General features: G+C 63.0%; 16 protein-coding genes. 11 read left to right on the top strand and 5 right to left on the bottom strand.

What is annotated here, in order from left to right; all coding sequences use genetic code 11:
* The first annotated feature begins 54 nt into the window (after positions 1 to 54).
* Positions 55 to 711 (top strand): YggS family pyridoxal phosphate-dependent enzyme, encoded by a 657-nt coding sequence (locus MHM97_RS19300; RefSeq protein WP_239324580.1) that lies wholly within the window; start codon positions 55 to 57, stop codon positions 709 to 711.
* Here the strand turns inward: MHM97_RS19300 and MHM97_RS19295 are convergent.
* Both MHM97_RS19295 and ribA read right to left on the bottom strand, forming a co-directional pair.
* On the bottom strand, positions 703 to 1,203 hold the full coding sequence (locus MHM97_RS19295) for a L,D-transpeptidase family protein (RefSeq protein WP_239324577.1): 501 nt from the start codon (positions 1,201 to 1,203) through the stop codon (positions 703 to 705). The genes MHM97_RS19300 and MHM97_RS19295 overlap by 9 nt on opposite strands.
* Positions 1,200 to 2,288 (bottom strand): GTP cyclohydrolase II, encoded by a 1,089-nt coding sequence (ribA, locus tag MHM97_RS19290; RefSeq protein ID WP_239324575.1) that lies wholly within the window; start codon positions 2,286 to 2,288, stop codon positions 1,200 to 1,202. The genes MHM97_RS19295 and ribA overlap by 4 nt, the downstream gene beginning before the upstream one ends.
* 169 nt (positions 2,289 to 2,457) lie before the next feature.
* Here ribA and MHM97_RS19285 point away from each other — a divergent pair, with 169 nt between their 5' ends.
* Positions 2,458 to 3,144: a response regulator transcription factor gene (locus MHM97_RS19285; RefSeq protein ID WP_005617145.1), complete on the top strand. Its 687-nt coding sequence runs from the start codon at positions 2,458 to 2,460 to the stop codon at positions 3,142 to 3,144.
* A 172-nt stretch (positions 3,145 to 3,316) separates the two neighbouring features.
* Here MHM97_RS19285 and MHM97_RS19280 read toward each other — a convergent pair whose 3' ends face one another.
* On the bottom strand, positions 3,317 to 4,435 hold the full coding sequence (locus MHM97_RS19280) for a TauD/TfdA family dioxygenase (RefSeq protein WP_239324573.1): 1,119 nt from the start codon (positions 4,433 to 4,435) through the stop codon (positions 3,317 to 3,319).
* 318 nt (positions 4,436 to 4,753) lie between these two features.
* Here MHM97_RS19280 and MHM97_RS19275 point away from each other — a divergent pair, with 318 nt between their 5' ends.
* The 4 genes from MHM97_RS19275 (at position 4,754) to MHM97_RS19260 (ending at position 7,529) form a co-directional block, all read left to right on the top strand.
* A complete protein-coding gene (locus MHM97_RS19275; protein ID WP_239324571.1) occupies positions 4,754 to 5,542 on the top strand; it encodes an exodeoxyribonuclease III in 789 nt (262 codons plus the stop codon).
* A 197-nt stretch (positions 5,543 to 5,739) separates the two neighbouring features.
* The gene (locus tag MHM97_RS19270) at positions 5,740 to 6,675 is read left to right on the top strand and encodes a tetratricopeptide repeat protein (protein WP_239324569.1); all 936 of its coding nucleotides are present in this window, start codon (positions 5,740 to 5,742) and stop codon (positions 6,673 to 6,675) included.
* A gap of 27 nt (positions 6,676 to 6,702) precedes the next feature.
* Positions 6,703 to 7,347, top strand: a complete 645-nt coding sequence (locus tag MHM97_RS19265; RefSeq protein WP_239324567.1) for an LON peptidase substrate-binding domain-containing protein — start codon at positions 6,703 to 6,705, stop codon at positions 7,345 to 7,347.
* The gene (locus MHM97_RS19260; protein WP_239324565.1) at positions 7,344 to 7,529 is read left to right on the top strand and encodes a Trm112 family protein; all 186 of its coding nucleotides are present in this window, start codon (positions 7,344 to 7,346) and stop codon (positions 7,527 to 7,529) included. The genes MHM97_RS19265 and MHM97_RS19260 overlap by 4 nt, the downstream gene beginning before the upstream one ends.
* A gap of 19 nt (positions 7,530 to 7,548) precedes the next feature.
* Here the strand turns inward: MHM97_RS19260 and MHM97_RS19255 are convergent, their stop codons facing one another.
* On the bottom strand, positions 7,549 to 8,775 hold the full coding sequence (locus MHM97_RS19255; RefSeq protein WP_239324563.1) for a UbiH/UbiF/VisC/COQ6 family ubiquinone biosynthesis hydroxylase: 1,227 nt from the start codon (positions 8,773 to 8,775) through the stop codon (positions 7,549 to 7,551).
* A 176-nt stretch (positions 8,776 to 8,951) separates the two neighbouring features.
* On the opposite strand from MHM97_RS19255, the gene MHM97_RS19250 reads away from it, so the two are divergent.
* From MHM97_RS19250 to MHM97_RS19235, 4 genes are all read left to right on the top strand, one after another.
* The gene (locus MHM97_RS19250; protein WP_239324561.1) at positions 8,952 to 10,283 is read left to right on the top strand and encodes an amidase; all 1,332 of its coding nucleotides are present in this window, start codon (positions 8,952 to 8,954) and stop codon (positions 10,281 to 10,283) included.
* Between the two features lie 107 nt (positions 10,284 to 10,390).
* Positions 10,391 to 11,569, top strand: coding sequence for an aminotransferase class I/II-fold pyridoxal phosphate-dependent enzyme (locus MHM97_RS19245; protein WP_239324560.1), 1,179 nt, complete (start codon positions 10,391 to 10,393; stop codon positions 11,567 to 11,569).
* 120 nt (positions 11,570 to 11,689) lie between these two features.
* The gene (locus tag MHM97_RS19240; RefSeq protein WP_239324559.1) at positions 11,690 to 14,752 is read left to right on the top strand and encodes a DNA translocase FtsK; all 3,063 of its coding nucleotides are present in this window, start codon (positions 11,690 to 11,692) and stop codon (positions 14,750 to 14,752) included.
* Positions 14,753 to 14,819: 67 nt separating this feature from the next.
* A complete protein-coding gene (locus MHM97_RS19235; RefSeq protein WP_239324558.1) occupies positions 14,820 to 15,419 on the top strand; it encodes a LolA family protein in 600 nt (199 codons plus the stop codon).
* Between the two features lie 43 nt (positions 15,420 to 15,462).
* On the opposite strand, the gene MHM97_RS19230 is transcribed toward MHM97_RS19235, so the two are convergent.
* On the bottom strand, positions 15,463 to 16,050 hold the full coding sequence (locus MHM97_RS19230) for a transglycosylase SLT domain-containing protein (RefSeq protein ID WP_239324557.1): 588 nt from the start codon (positions 16,048 to 16,050) through the stop codon (positions 15,463 to 15,465).
* Positions 16,051 to 16,280: 230 nt separating this feature from the next.
* On the opposite strand from MHM97_RS19230, the gene hspQ reads away from it, so the two are divergent.
* On the top strand, positions 16,281 to 16,607 hold the full coding sequence (hspQ, locus tag MHM97_RS19225; RefSeq protein WP_239324556.1) for a heat shock protein HspQ: 327 nt from the start codon (positions 16,281 to 16,283) through the stop codon (positions 16,605 to 16,607).
* Positions 16,608 to 16,640: the final 33 nt, after the last annotated feature.

The following is a 16,640-nucleotide window of genomic DNA, read 5'->3' as shown; positions in this document are numbered from 1 at the left end:
TGCGCAAACAGTGTTTTGTCCGGCCAAACAGCCCCCTAGCTAAATGAGGCCGAGATGTCGCTGAGTGAGATCAAATCCCGTATCGCCACTGCCGAGGCTGCCGCCGGGCGCGCGCCCGGTTCGGTGGACCTGATTGCCGTGTCCAAGGTCCAGCCCAACGAGCGCGTGCAGGCCGTGCTGGAAGAGGGACACCGGATTTTTGGCGAGAATCGCGTGCAGGAGGCCGCAGGCAAATGGCCCGGATTTCGCGAGACATTCCCGGATGTGGACCTGCACCTCATTGGCCCGTTGCAAACCAACAAGGCGCGGCAGGCGATGGAGCTGGTGAATGCCATTCATTCCGTGGATCGCCCGAAGCTCGCCACCACGCTGGCGCGGCTTGCGCAGGAGCTCGGTCATTGCCCGGAGCTGTTCATTCAGGTCAACACCGGTGAAGAAGAGCAGAAAGCGGGTATCCTGCCCAAGGACGCCGATGGTTTCATCCAGGAGTGTCGCGCGCTCGACCTGCCGATCAAGGGGCTGATGTGCATCCCGCCGGTGGATGAAGAGCCAAGCCTGCATTTTGCCCTGCTCGCCAAGATCGCCGCGCGCAACGGGCTGAACGGTCTGTCGATGGGCATGAGCGGCGATTTCGAGAGCGCCATCGCGTTGGGAGCCACCCATGTACGGGTCGGGTCTGCGATCTTTGGCGAGCGCGCCTATTCAGCGTGAGCGCACGATGACCCGCGCACCCGGTTGCAGACGCTCGGCAATCCAGCGCAGGGTCTGGCGTGAAAAGGCGATGCAGCCTTCTGTTGGATACCCGGGCCGGCGCCATTGATGCAGGAAAATCGCCGAGCCGCGCCCCTTGACCGAGTTGGGCCAGTTCCAATCGGTGAGCAGCACCAGATCATAGAGCGGATCTGCGCGGCGCAGGGTCTCGTGACTATAGGCGTAGGGCGCGCGCACCATGTGATTGTAATCCGGCGCCGCCCCGTCGTCCGACCACAGATCGCCGGGGAGAATCGGCGTCGCCCAATCCTGCGGCGCGGTGATACGGTCCGGGCGATAGAGCATGCCGACAACGCGGTGGATGCCCACCGGCGTAGCGCCATCGCCTTCGCGTTTATCAGGCGTAATGCCTCCTTTGCCGATGCTGCAGGGAAACACCCGTCCCATAAACCGCAGCCCCTTCGGCGTCAGCACCAGATCCGCAGGCGTCATAGCATGTGACCCGACTTGCTGGCTTTGGTCGCGAGGTAGTGGCGGTTGAAGTCGTTCTCTCCCACCTTGAGCGGCACCCGTTCTGCAACCGTGATGCCGGTTTTCTCCATCATCGCGATCTTGCCGGGGTTGTTGGTCATCAGGCGGACGGAGGCGAATCCCAATTCGCGCAGGATCGAGGCACCAAGTCGGAAGTCGCGCTCGTCATCTTCGAACCCCAGTCGGTGGTTGGCCTCCACCGTGTCAAAGCCCTGATCCTGAAGGGAATAAGCGCGCATCTTGTTGGCGAGGCCAATCCCGCGCCCTTCCTGGTTGAGATACAACAGAACGCCCGCGCCCTCGGTTCCCATCTGCGCCAGTGCACCACGCAACTGCGGGCCGCAATCGCATTTGAGCGAGCCCAGGACATCGCCAGTGAAACAGGCCGAATGCAGCCGGGCGAGCACAGGCTTGCTGCGATCCGGGCGGCCAATTTCGATGGCATAGTGTTCCTCGCCACCGTCTTCGGGACGGAAGATATGCAGGCGTCCGGCCTCGGAGGCTTCCATCGGCAGGCGCGCAGCGGCGACCGGATGCAGGGGCGAACTTCTGTTCAACAGGGGCTCGGCAACTGCGCGGGGCAGCAGGGTCAGATCGTGCTGGAGCGCAAAGTCCCCGGCGTTGTCCAGCGCGACATAGGCGGCGGCGGGCAGAAGCCGTGCGGATTTCACCAGCGCGATGGCCAGGCGCGGCAGCGTTGCATCGCCACTGCGGGCACTGGTCAGCGGCCCCTTCATGGGCGTTTGCAAATCATCCGCCGGATCAGCCAGCGCCTGTATCCAGGTCAGGCCCAAATCTGCGGGCACCGTGACCCGTGCGATGTCCTCGTCATAGACACGCGCCTTCAGCGTTGCCGCGCGCCGCGCCGTCAGCGCCAGTGACACCGGCCCGAGTGCGCGCAGATCGGCGAGGCGCTCGGGGCTCAGGCTTTCGACCGCAATGGCAAGAATGGCAGTGTCGCCGGTGGTCAGGATCACCGGCAATCCCATCCTCAGATCCACACGGGCACGGGCGATCCGCTCCAGCATTGTCGGCAATAGGCTCATCAGGTCTTGGTCCCGGCTGTAACATCAGGAGCCTACTCCTATGCTCAATTGCTGCAAAAGTGAAATATTTCCGCGCCTGGGGACACGTCGACGTGAAGCTGCGATGGCAAAGCTTGTTCTTTTGCGGGCAGGCACACATCTGTGAACACAAGACAACAGGAGACACCACATGGCCCAGTTGAAGAAAATCCTGCTCGTTGATGATGACGAGGATCTGCGCGAGGCGCTGAGCGAACAGCTTGTTATGACCGAAGATTTCGACGTCTTCGAAGCCGGTGACGGGCAGGGCGCAATGGAGCGCGCCAAGGAAGCGATCTATGATCTGATCATCCTCGACGTCGGGCTGCCCGACACCGATGGGCGCGAGCTGTGCCGCCTGATGCGCAAGCAGGGTGTGAAGTCGCCGATCCTGATGCTGACCGGTCATGACAGTGACGCGGACACGATCCTGGGGCTTGATGCCGGCGCTAACGACTATGTCACCAAACCGTTCAAGTTTCCGGTGCTGTTGGCCCGCATCCGCGCCCAGCTGCGCCAGCACGAACAATCCGAGGACGCGGTTTTTGTGCTTGGGCCCTATACGTTCAAACCCGCGATGAAGATCCTGATCACCGAAGACGAGCGCAAGATCCGTCTGACCGAGAAGGAAACCAACATCCTGAAGTTCCTCTACCGCTCCAACGATGGCGTGGTGCCCCGCGACGTCTTGCTGCATGAGGTCTGGGGATACAACGCAGGGGTTACAACCCATACGCTGGAGACCCATATCTACCGTCTGCGCCAGAAGATCGAGCCCGATCCGTCGAATGCGAGGCTCCTTGTGACGGAATCAGGCGGTTACCGATTGGTGGCCTAGGCAACAATCAGGTGTGGAACAAATTTCGGCTGCACACGTTATACGGTCGAGACACATCAGAAATCCCGCGCATATCCGGGTTATGATATGCATCCTCCCTGTTGGACTGGCCGGGCTTCGCGCCCGGCCTTTTTTTGTGCCGTGTCAATTTGTGCGTGTCAATTTGTGCGTGTCAGGCTGTGCGGTGCAAAACGCGCAGGCGGCTCTCGAACTCGCCGCGATCCACGTAACACCCGTGCAGGTGGCGATAGCCGGTTTGCGGGTCAAAGGCGTCACGCCCGTGCAGCACGCGCCGATTGTCGAACACAACCATCTCGCCGCCCTTGAGTTTGAGTGTCACGAGGTATTCAGGCGACCGTGTCAGGATCATGAACTGCCGATAGGCCCGGTAGTAGCGCTGCATCAATGCGGGTTCGAGGTCGAAGATATCCGCCAGATGGGCGTTGAAGCAGATCTCGATCACGCGGCCGTCTTCGTCGAGGGTGATGACCTTCTTGCGATTGCGAATGTCGGTCTCATGATCGTGAAAGCGAAACGGGACCGAGACGGTAGAGAGCAGCTCAAAACTCTCGGGGTCTTGGTGGCGCAGGTCCTCGGCGATGGCGTAGCCGTCGCAAAACAGCGAGCCGCCGCCCTTGGCCTCGTTTGCCAGGCAATGCAGGAACTGAAACCCCGGCGGCAGTTCCTGATTGGTCAGATCCGTGTGCAGGGGCAGGGCGATGGGGGTGTAGGCGAGGTTGTTGGGATTGGGTTTGGATTTCACCTCAAACGTGACGCCAAAATTTGTTTGCCGCAGAAAGCCGATGCGGCGGGCAACCTCCATGCCGGCCTCGGTTGTGTCCGCAAGCCCCTCGACGATCGACAGGCCCATGATCTGGGTCTGCTCCAGCCAGCTGCGCAGCATGCCATCCGAGGTCAGCACCTCCTGCGCCGCGACGCGGGGGATGCCGTCGGCGCCCAGATCTCTGCGCCAGGGCTGAAACCCGGTGCGCGCCGGATCAAACGCGCGTGTGCCCGGCACATGCGCATGCAGCCAGGTCAGGTCAAAGCGACTGCTGCTCTCGGCCGCATCCTGCCAGTGAACCATCAGATGCGAATCCAAGATCGCAACGGATGCTGCGGTGATGTCGGGCGGGATTGCGGAGAGATCGGTGACCCGCTCCTGTGTGTCGGGGTGAAACCCGGCGGGGTCATTGTCGCGCAACCAGATATAGGGGTAGCGGGCGGATGTGCCATCGGTGAAAGAGACGAGAACGCATGCGTCCTCGGGCTGCAAAACGGCCTGTGCCATGAGAATCCTCCTGGCGTTTGGGATACTAGAATGTGGTGGAATCGCCCCGTCAGGGCGCAGCAGCAGGCGCCGGCGGCGGCCACCAGTCATAGGCCTTCTTGTAAGGGTGCCCGGGGCGTTGCCCCAATACCGGTACCATCAGTTCGGCCAGTCCCGTGTCTTTGCATCTCTTGTTCAAGTGTAGAATATGGGGCGCGGTGTTTTGCAAGGCCTTTCACGGCGTCGAAATTGCGCAGGAAACCGCAGGCGCCCCACTGGTATCTCGGGCGCGGCACAGGCAATATCCCGGCAAACACTTGCCAGAGATAGAGAGCCCGCATGTCCTTTACCCTCGCCACATGGAACATCAACTCCGTGCGCCTGCGCGAACCGATCGTGCTGAAACTGCTCGAAGAGGAGGGGCCGGATGTGCTCTGCCTGCAGGAATGCAAGAGCCCGGTGGAGAAGATCCCGATGGAGGCGTTCCGGGCGCTGGGATATACCCATATGGTTGCGCGCGGGCAGAAGGGCTACAACGGCGTGGCGATCCTGTCCCGGCTGCCGATCGAGGATGTGGGCGACAAGGATTTCGCCAGCCTCGGCCATGCCCGCCATGTGGCGGGACGGCTGGAAAATGGTGTGACCATCCACAATTTCTATGTGCCCGCTGGCGGTGACGAGCCGGATCGCGAGAAGAACGTGAAATTCGGCCAGAAGCTCGACTACCTGACCGAGATGCGGGACTGGTTCCATGCGGACCGGCCCGAGAAATCGGTGCTGGTCGGGGATCTCAATATCGCGCCGCGCGAGGATGACGTCTGGGACCACAAAAAACTGTTGAAAGTGGTGAGCCACACGCCGATCGAGGTGGAGCATCTGGCGCAGGTGATGGAGGCGGGCGGCTGGGCCGATGTCACGCGCAAGGATATCCCCGACGGGCAGCTTTATAGCTGGTGGAGCTATCGCGCCAAGGACTGGGACGCCGCCGACAAGGGGCGCAGGCTGGACCATGTCTGGACCACGCCCGACATCACCAACGCCACCCATTCCAGCCGCATCCTGCGCGACGCGCGCGGGTGGGAAAAGCCAAGCGATCACGCGCCGGTCTTTGCCACATTCGACCTCTGATCTCCGGGATCAAGGGGCGGGGAGGCTCCCGCCAAAAGACGCGCGCCCCAAGGGGCGCGCATTTTTGTTGGGCCGGGCGCCGCACCTGCCGGTGCGGCGGGGGCAGGACGCGATCTTGACGCCAAACTCATCCCTTGGTTTTCCGGCGCTGAAATCGCATATAGGGCGCAAGCAAGACTCGAAAGGAGTGCGGAGCAATGATGGACATTCTGGGCGGTGGTGCGAGCGCGGCACCTGCGGGCGATCTCATCAAGGATGTGACCGAAGAGACCTTTATGGCAGAGGTTGTCGATGCCTCCATGGAGGTCCCGGTGATCGTGGATTTCTGGGCGCCGTGGTGTGGTCCCTGCAAGACGCTGGGCCCGATGCTTGAGGCAGCGGTGACAAAGGCCAAGGGCGCGGTCAAGATGGCCAAGATCAACGTTGACGACAACCAGCGCCTGGCCGCCGCGTTGGCGCAGCAGGGGTTGCCGCTGCAGTCGATCCCATCCGTCGTGGCCTTTTACCAGGGGCGTCCGGTGGACATGTTCCAGGGCGCGCTGCCGCAGTCGGAAATCGACGCCTTTCTGCAAAAGCTGGCGGAGACCGCAGGCAGTACCGCAGATGGCGGCCTGGGCGAGGCGTTAGAAACGGCCGAGCAAATGCTGGAAGAAGGCGCGGCCGCGGATGCGGCGCAGGTCTTTGCCGCGATCCTGGGAGAGGACGACAAGAACGCCGCGGCCTACAGCGGCCTGGCGCGGTGCCACGTGGCTCTGGGCGAGCTGGACCAGGCGGAGGCGGTGCTGAACGGTGCCCCTGCCGAGATTTCCACGGCGGCCGAAATCGAGGCGGCGCATGCCCAGATCGAACTGGCGCGGCAGGCGGAGAACGCAGGCCCGGTTGCCGATCTGCGTGCAGCGGTCGAGGCCAATCCCGACGACCGTCAGGCCCGCTTTGATCTGGCGCAGGCGCTGCACGCCGCAGGCGAGGCCGAGGCGGCGGTGCAGGAGCTGCTGGAGTTGTTCCGGCGTGACCGCGAGTGGAACGATGGCGCGGCCAAGGCCCAGCTGTTCACCATTTTCGAGGCCCTGAAGCCCAATGATCCGGTGGTGCTCAATGGCCGCCGCAAGCTCAGCTCGATGATATTTGCCTGACGCGAATGCGGCGCTAGGTTCTCTGTCATGATAAAAGCCGCAGACCTGCCGGATACGATCCCAGTCTTTCCTTTGCCCGGGGCACTTCTGCTGCCCCGGGCAAAGCTTCCGCTGCATATCTTTGAGCCGCGCTATCTTCAGATGCTCGAGGATGCGCTCAAGACCCGTCATCGCGTCATCGGCATGATACAGCCCTGTAGCGCCCGTAAGGCGGAGGGGAGCGGCCTGCATGCGATCGGGTGTGCCGGGCGGGTGACCCAGTTTTCCGAAACCGAAGACGGGCGGTATTTCATCACGCTCTGCGGCCTCTCGCGGTTCCGCGTCATGGCCGAGGTCGAGGGGTTCACCCCCTATCGGCGCTGTTCGGTGGACTGGAACGGGTTTGATGCGGATCTTGGGCACGCCGAAGGGGATGCAGCCTTTGATCGCGCGGCGCTGTTGGAACTGCTGGGGCGCTATCTGGAGGCGCGCGGGATGTCGACCGACTGGGGCGTGCTGGATGAAGCGGGCGATGAGCTGTTGGTGAACTCGCTGTCGATGCTGCTGGATTTCGAACCCGAGGACAAGCAGGCGCTGCTCGAAGCCCCCAGCCTCACAACCCGGCGTGAAACGCTGGTCACATTGATGGAGTTTGCCCTGCGCGGCGGCTCGCTTGAGGAAAAACTGCAATGAATGAGACAACACCTGCCTTTGACCGGCACATGCTGGAGGCGCTTGTGTGCCCGGTCACGCAGACGGTGCTGGAATATGACGCCGAGGCGCAGGAGCTGATTTCGCGGTCGGCAAACCTTGCCTTTCCGATCCGCAACGGTATCCCCGTGATGCTGACGGATGAGGCGCGCCCGCTGGAGTGACCTGGAACCGGGCGCGCGGTCAGAGCGGGCGCCCGCGCAGCAGACGCGGCAGATCCCCCGAGAGCCCTGCGGCTTCGCGCACAAAACCCCGGCGCAGTCCGGGCAGCGCGTTGGTCAGCCCAAGGCCCAGGTCACGGGTGGCGCGCAGGATCGGATTGTCGTTGGAAAACAGCTTGTTGAACACATCTGTCGCCAGTGCCAGGGAGGTCGTGTCAAACCGCCGCCACTGCTGATACCGCGCCAGTACAAGCGGGCTTGCGATGTCCTCACCGCGCCGCGCGGCATCCGTCAGCACTTCGGCAAGGCTTGCAATATCGCGCAGACCGGCATTGAGCCCCTGACCCGCGATCGGATGCAACCCATGTGCCGCATCCCCCACCAGGGCCATCCGTTCGCCGTAGAACGCATTGGCGAGGCTCAGTTTCAGCGGATAGCTGAAGCGTTTTCCCTCCAGTCCGATCTCTCCGAGAAACGACCCAAATCGCGGGCGCAGCACGGTGAGGTAATCCTCATCCGAGAGTGCTTGAATGCGGGCGGCCTCTGCGTGGGTTTCGCTCCAGACGATGGAACTGCGATGGCCGGGCAGGGGCAGGATCGCCAGTGGCCCCGGCGGCATGAAGAACTGATGCGCGATGCCGTCGTGCGGCTGCGCGTGCGAGATGGCGCAGACCAGCGCGGTCTGGCCATAGTCCCAGCCGGTGCGCTTGATGCCGGCGCGTTCGGCAGTGCCGCTGTGACGACCGTCCGCGCCCACCAAAAGCGCGCCCGAGAGCTGCGTGCCATCCTCAAGCGTGACGGTGACCGCGTCCCTGCTGACGGTCTGTGCAACCACCCGCTGGCCTGAAATCTGCGTGATCTTGGGCTCCGCCTCCAGCGCCTCCAACAGGGCGCGGCGGAGATAGCGATCCTCGACCATATAGCCCATCGGGCCTTCGTCCAGATCGCTTGCCTCAAAATGCAGAAACAGCGGTGAGGGGCCACGCCCGGCGATGCCGTCGCTGACCTTGATCTCGTTCATCGGCTGCGCGTGATCTTCTATGCGGGCCCATATGCCAATCTGCTGCAAAAGCCGCGTGGACGCGAGCGCCAGCGCATAAGACCGGCCATCAAAGCCCGCATCCTCGCGGATCGGCGCGGGCAGCGCATCAATCAGCGTCACAGAATGTCCGGCCTGTGCAAGCGCCAGGGCAAGTGAGGGGCCGTTGAGGCCACCGCCCACGATCAGGATATCACGCGTATCAGTCATGCCCCGCAATATGCGCCCTGCCGGGGAATTGTCCATGCCATTGTCCAGAGGCACGCTGCCGCAGCTTGCGGGTTTCGTGACAGGGTCGCGCGGGATTGTGTGCCCGGAACGCTCTCGCTACGGTGGCGACACATTGAAATTCGCCCCATCACGGGGATCACGAGAAGGCACACGCGATGCAGGACTGGCTGACCATGAGCGCCGCCCAACTGGGCCGCGGTATCGCCGCGGGAGAGATCGACCCGGTGGCACTGACAGAGACCTATCTGGCGGCCATCGACAGCCATCCCGCGACCGCGCGAATCTACACGCAAGTCACCCGCGAGCGTGCCTTGGCCGAGGCTAAGGCCGCGCAGGAACGCGCAAAATCCGGCCTGCGCCGCTCGCCCCTCGACGGGGTGCCGCTCAGCTGGAAGGATCTGTTCGACAGTGCCGGGGTGGAAACCGAGTCGGGCTCGGATCTGCTGAAAGGCCGGGTGCCGGACAGGGATGCGCTGGTGCTGGAAAACGCAACCGCCATGGGGGCGGTGTGCCTGGGCAAGACGCATATGAGCGAGCTGGCGTTCTCCGGTCTTGGCCTCAACCCGGTCAAGGCTACGCCGCCCTGCGTCAATGATCCAGAGGCGGTGCCCGGCGGGTCGTCGTCAGGTGCGGCGGCTTCGGTGGCCTTTGGGCTGGCGGCAGGCGCGATCGGGTCCGATACCGGCGGGTCGGTGCGGATCCCGTCAGCGTGGAATGACCTTGTGGGGCTCAAGACCACCTCCGGCCGCGTCAGTCTTGAGGGCGTTGTGCCCCTGTGCCTGAAGTTCGACACCATTGGCCCGCTTGCGCGCACGGTCGAGGATGCCGCCCTGATACTGGCGCTGATCGAAGGCGCGGCCACTGCGCCGGATCTGGAGGGCGCATCGGTCGAGGGCAAGCGATTTGCGGACCTTCAGACGGTGGCGCAGGACGATCTTGCGCCGGAGGTGGCCACTGCCCATGCCGCCGCGCTGGACAAGCTGCGCGAGGCGGGGGCGGAGATCGTCCCGCTTGCGGTGCCGGAGCTGCCGGAGGCCATGGCGCTCTCTGCGATTCTCTACACCACCGAAGCCTACGGCCTGTGGAAAGACGTGATCGAGGCGACACCGGATCTGATGTTCCCGGAAATCCTCGCCCGGTTCCGCTCCGGTGCGGAATTCTCCGGCGCGGATTACGTGGCGGCCTGGGCCAAGCTTGAACAGGTGCGCATGCTCTGGGATCAGGCGGTTGCGGGATTTGATGCGGTGCTGGCACCTGCGGCCCCCATCCTGCCGCCCAACCTGGCCCGTTTGCAGAGCGATCACGACTACTACGTCACGTCGAACCTGATGACCTTGCGCAACACCCGCATTGGCAACCTGATGGGCGTCTGCGCGCTCTCGCTGCCCACGGGCACCCCCAGTTGCGGCTTGCAGGTGATCGGTCAGCCCGACTGCGAGGAGGCGCTGCTGCGCGTGGGCGCGGGTATCGAGGCCGCACTGGCCTGAAAGACACACTGTTGCATCCGCGCCATCAGCGGGTGGACGCATGCCCGTTTGGCCTGTAACTTGCGGGGCAAACGGGGCGATTACGATCCCGGTATTGAGGCACAGACATGAAGTTTCCCGAGCGGTTTGCCCATCTGCCGCCCTACGCGTTTCCGCGTTTGCGTGCGCTTCTTGACCATCACGCGCCTGGTGGCGACGTGGTGCAATTGACCATTGGCGAGCCAAAACACGAATTTCCCGCATGGGTCACCGATGTGATCGTGGAGAATGCCTCCGCGTTCAACAACTACCCGCAGAACGAGGGCACCGACGCGCTGCGCGGTGCAATGGCGGACTGGGCGGCGCAGCGCTATGGCGTGACGCTTGATCCGGCGACCCGGCTGATGGCCCTCAACGGCACCCGCGAGGGGCTTTATAATGCGGCGATGGCGCTCTGCCCCGAGGAAAAGAACGGCCAGCGGCCGGTGGTTCTGATCCCGAACCCGTTTTATCAGGTCTACATGATCGCAGCGATTTCGGTGGCGGCGGAGCCGGTGTTTGTCCCCGCAACCGAAGAGACCGGCCACCTGCCGGATTATGCGTCGTTGCCCGAGGATGTGCTGAACCGCACCGCCGTGGCCTATATCTGCTCGCCCGCCAATCCGCAGGGCGCGGTGGCCTCGCGCGCCTACTGGCAGCAGTTGATCGCGCTGGCAGAGCAATACGATTTCAAGATCTTCGCGGATGAGTGCTATTCCGAGATTTATCGCGACGAGGCTCCGGTGGGGGCCCTGACCGTCGCGGATGAAATGGGTGCAGATCCGGAGCGGGTGGTTCTGTTCAACTCGCTCTCCAAGCGTTCCAACCTGCCGGGGCTGCGCTCCGGCCTGCTGGCCGGTGGTCCCGAAACACTGGTGCAGGTGAAGAAGCTGCGCGCCTATTCCGGTGCGCCGATGCCCGGCCCCTTGCAGGCCGCGGCCGCCCGGGTCTGGGCCGATGAGGCGCATGTGGTTGAGAACCGCGCGCTTTATCAGGAAAAATACCGCATCGCGGATCAGGTCTTTGCCGGTCTGGAGGGCTACATGTCGCCCGAAGCGGGATTCTTCCTGTGGCTGCCGGTCGAAGATGGCGAGGCGGCGACGCTGAGGCTCTGGCAGGAGACCGGCGTGCGGGTGCTGCCCGGCGCGTTCCTGGCGCAGGGCAAGGGGGCAGAAAACCCCGGGCACGGATATATCCGCGTGGCGCTGGTTGCGTCAGAGGAACAAACACGCACCGCCCTTACGGTGCTGCGCGATTGTCTCTATTGAGATGACAGGACTGCCTGCTTCCGCACCTGTCGGGGGCAGGCCAAAAGCAAGACGAAACACCGGTGGGGCTGATCCAAGAGCGAAACAGCCGATGCCCCACGCGAGCGAACCGAGGTAGGCATGGCATTTCAAACCCGCGGGCGGGATCCGCTTCTGGACAGCAACATGCAGGCAGCCATTGAGAAACGTGGCAAGGAGCTGATCGGGCTCCTTTTGATCGGTATCGGGCTGCTGGTGGCTGCGATGATCGGCAGCTACACGCCGGACGACAGCAACTGGATGGTGTCCACGGATGCCCCGGTGCAGAACTGGCTTGGCCAGACCGGTGCGTCGATTTCCTTCCTGCTGATTACCTTTCTGGGCAAAGGGTCCTGGGCGATTTCGGTGTTCCTCTTTGCCTGGGGCGGGCGGTTCCTGCTGCACAAGGGCGAGGAGCGTATTCTCTGGCCCGCGCTGATGCTGGTGTTTTGGCTGATTGTGGTCGCGCTGCACTATGAGACGCTGGTGCCGGACGCGGAGTGGAGAGCGTTTCACAGCTTTGGCCTTGGGGGCATGATCGGCAATACCGCACTGGGTGGCCTGTTGGCGCTGCTGCCCTTCGGGCTGGCCTTTCTGGTCAAGTTCCTGTCGTTTCTGACCGCCTTGGCGATGGTGGCGCTCGGCGCGTTTGTGTTGGGGTTCACCCGTTCGGAGCTGTCCCGGATCGGGCGGTTCCTGCTGGTGGGGATGATCCTGGCCTATGGCACATTGGCGAGCCTGACGGGGCGTGGCGCCAGCGGTGGTCTGCAGGCGGCGCGCAACTGGCAGGCGCGGCGTGCCGAGCGGAGGGCCATGGCGGTTGAGGCAGAGACCGATGATGATCCGCTGGTCTACAGCGACCCGTTGCCGGAAAACCATTTTGCACGCACCGAGCCGCAGTTCGGCCTGCATGCGCCTGCGCCAGCACCGGAGCCTGCGCCGCAGGTGGAAGAACGTGGCGGTTTGTTCAGCCGGGCCACCAACCTGATCCGCCGGGCGGAGCCGGTGGAAATGCCGGAACCCGAATTGGTCGACCCGGCCCCGGTTGCGCATGTCGATGATGATGTGCCCGGCGACGAACGGATCGCACAGAAAATTGCCAATGCCGTGCGGATCCGTCGCGCCCAGCACGAGCCGCCGCAACCCGATCCAAACCTGCCGTTGACCAAAGGGCGTGGCAAACGACCCGAGCCGCTGATCTTCAATGCCCCGGCGCAGCAGGCATCTCACGTTGCGGAACCGCCGCTGTCGGCGCATCCGGAGGAGATGACTACGCCTCCGCAGGCCCCGATCCCGCAGGCGCCCGCGCATCCGGTGGCCGAAACGATGGTGGAGCCGCAAGCGCCGGACGTGTTCCTGAGCGATCAGGTCCCGACCGAGGACCTGCCCGAAGCCCCGCCAACAGCCCTGCCAGACGCTCCCGTCTCGACGGTACAGGACGCCGCGCCCGACACCGGCGGCGCGGAGCTGCCGCGGGTTCCGATTACACCGCGCGCCGATCCAAAACCGGCGGCGGCCATGGCGCCGATGGACATTCCGGTGGCCGAGCCGCGCAAGGCCGTGGTCGAACAGCCGCAACGCAAGCCGGTGCAGCCCTCGACACGTGCCAAGGCAGAAGCCCAGCCCACCCTGTTCAAGGACGACAGCAGCGATTTCGAACTGCCGCCCCTGTCCCTGCTGACCAACCCGGCCGCCATCGAGCGGCATCACCTCAGCGACGAGGCGCTGGAAGAAAACGCACGCATGCTGGAATCCGTGCTGGATGACTATGGCGTCAAGGGAGAGATCGTCTCGGTCCGCCCCGGTCCGGTGGTCACCATGTACGAGCTGGAGCCCGCGCCCGGTCTCAAGGCGTCGCGCGTGATCGGTCTGGCGGATGACATCGCACGGTCGATGTCGGCGCTGTCGGCCCGTGTGTCCACGGTTCCCGGCCGCTCGGTGATCGGGATCGAACTGCCCAACGAGAATCGCGAAAAAGTGGTGCTGCGCGAAATCCTTGCCAGCCGGGACTTTGGCGACGGCACCCAGAACCTGCCGCTGGCGCTGGGCAAGGACATCGGTGGCGACAGCATGGTCGCCAATCTCGCCAAGATGCCGCACCTGCTGATCGCGGGCACCACCGGCTCCGGTAAGTCTGTGGCGATCAACACCATGATCCTGTCGCTGCTCTACAAGCTCACGCCCGAGGATTGCCGCCTGATCATGATCGACCCGAAGATGCTGGAACTGTCGGTCTATGATGGCATCCCGCATCTGCTCTCGCCCGTTGTGACCGACCCGAAAAAGGCGGTTGTGGCCCTGAAATGGGTCGTGGGCGAGATGGAAGACCGTTATCGCAAGATGTCCAAGATGGGCGTGCGCAATATCGCGGGTTACAATGGCCGCGTCTCCGAGGCGCTGGCCAAGGGTGAGATGTTCAGCCGCACCGTGCAGACCGGGTTTGACGACGACACCGGCGAGCCCGTGTTTGAAACCGAAGAGTTCGAACCCAAGAAACTGCCCTATATCGTCGTCATCGTCGACGAGATGGCCGACCTGATGATGGTTGCGGGCAAGGAGATCGAGGCCTGCATCCAGCGTCTGGCGCAGATGGCGCGCGCCTCGGGTATTCACCTCATCATGGCCACGCAGCGCCCCTCCGTGGACGTCATCACCGGCACCATCAAGGCAAACTTCCCGACGCGGATTTCCTTCCAGGTGACCTCCAAGGTCGACAGCCGTACCATCCTTGGTGAGATGGGCGCCGAGCAGCTTCTCGGGATGGGCGACATGCTCTATATGGCGGGTGGTGCCAAGATCACCCGCTGCCACGGCCCGTTTGTGTCGGATGAAGAGGTCGAGGAGGTGGTGAACCACCTGAAACAATTCGGCCCGCCCGATTACGTCGGCGGCGTAGTCGAAGGCCCCGATGACGAGAAGGCCGACAATATCGACGCGGTGCTGGGCCTCAACACCGGCGGCAATACCAATGGCGAGGATGCGCTCTACGATCAGGCGGTGGCTATTGTCATCAAGGACCGCAAATGTTCGACCTCCTACATCCAGCGCAAGCTGGGCATTGGCTATAACAAGGCCGCGAGGTTGGTGGAGCAGATGGAGGAAGAAGGCCTCGTTTCGCCCGCAAACCACGTTGGCAAAAGGGAAATTCTCGTTCCCGAGCAATAGGCGACAAAAGGCCGGGCGCTCTGCCCGGCCTCTTCACTTTGGGTCACACGCGCATATCTTCTACATCATGAAACAGTTTGTCTTTGCTCTTGCGCTTGGCGCAACCACGCTGGCCTCCACCGCGGCAACCGCGGCGGAGAAGCTGAGCCTGAATGAAATCTCGGCCTATCTGAACAGCTTTGCCACCGCGCAGGCGGACTTCACGCAGGTGAATGACGACGGCAGCCTGTCCACCGGGCAGCTGTATATCCGCCGTCCGGGCAAGGTGCGCTTCGAGTATGATCCACCGCATTCCGGCCTGGTGCTGGCAGAGGCCGGAACCGTTGCGATCATGGACCCCAAGTCGAACCAGCCGCCGGAGACCTATCCGCTGAGCCGGACGCCGTTGTCGATCATCCTGGCGCGCCGGGTCAATCTCGGGCAGGCCAACATGGTCGTGGGGCACGGGTTTGACGGGGTGTCGACGGTGGTGCGGGCACAGGACCCCAAGAACCCGGAGCACGGCAGCATCGAGCTGATGTTCACCGACAATCCGGTGCAGCTGCGCAAATGGGTGATCCACGGCGGCGCCGGCGAGGAAACCACGGTGATCCTGGGGGATATGCAGACCGGGATGTCGTTCCGGTCCAGCATGTTCAGCATTTCGCGTCCCAAACGCGACCGCTGAAACGAATTCTGCCCCGCGCGGGCCTATGCGCGGGGCAGGTGCTCTAGCGAAACTTGCGGCAACCGCTCAGCTGGACCTGATAGGCGTTGGAGCGCGCTTCCACCTTGTTGGCCACTCTCAACAGCCAGCTCTTGCTGCGATAGCTGCCGCGGGCATATCCGGTGTGGCCTTCGTGATAGGCCAGATACTGGTTGCGGGCGTCGGTGAGCGGGATGCCGTTGCGCTGGTAGCTGCGCGCCATGTACCAGCCCATGAAATCGGTCGCGTCGTCGATCCGGTCCCGACGGGCAAAGCGGCGCCCGGTGTCGTCCTTGTAGTCGTCCCAGGTCCCGTCCAGCGCCTGTCCATATCCGTAGGCACTTGAGATCCGTCCCATCGGAATGATGCCGAGCACATATTTGTGCGGCGTGCGGGCCTTGCCGTCAAAGCGGCTTTCCTGATGGATCGTCGCCATCTGGACATGCACGGGAACCCCCCACCGGCGCTCTGCGGCGCGGAAGGCGCGAAGATATTTGGGACGCTCGGTGATGATGCTGCAGGCATTGTCCAGATTGCGCGGCGGGGAATTATACCCACCACCACAGGCGGCCAAAGCCAACAGGAGCGCCAGGGCACTTATGATTCTGCTCATTGCCTCTGCCTATTTGGTTTTTTTCGCAGTTTAGCCAATTGCGGGGGCAGAAGAAATCCCTATTGACAGGGCCGGGGGGCTGTCGCTGATCACTAAAAGTTTGTTTGAAACGATCAGGTTGACCGACTGTAAAGACCGCTCTGACAGATTGTTTCTGCAAAACCTCGCCACCGAGGTTGGACAACAGGGGGAAGAAAACGCTAGTACAGTGTGAGAAGAGGGCCGGAAACATGCTGAAAACACGCGCAAAATATAATCTTGGCCAGGTCGTTCGTCACCGCAAGCACCCGTTTCGGGGCGTGGTCTTTGATGTGGATCCGGAGTTTGCAAATACCGAGGAATGGTATGAAGCAATCCCCGAAGAAAGCCGTCCCGCCAAGGAACAGCCCTATTACCACCTGCTCGCTGAAAACGATCAGACCTACTATGTTGCGTATGTCTCAGAGCAGAACCTGATTGCGGATTATTCTGGTGAGCCGGTGAGCCATCCGGATGTCTATGAGATGTTCACCGGCTTTGACGATGGCAACTATCAGCTACAGTATCAACTGAACTAACGGGTCCGGCGGCGTCCCGATGCCAGGTCCAAC

It is taken from the genome of Epibacterium sp. Ofav1-8 (genome assembly GCF_022348185.1).
Classification (GTDB): domain Bacteria; phylum Pseudomonadota; class Alphaproteobacteria; order Rhodobacterales; family Rhodobacteraceae; genus Epibacterium.
Note: the sequence above shows the minus strand (reverse complement) of the source record. Positions and strands in the feature narration are given on the sequence as shown.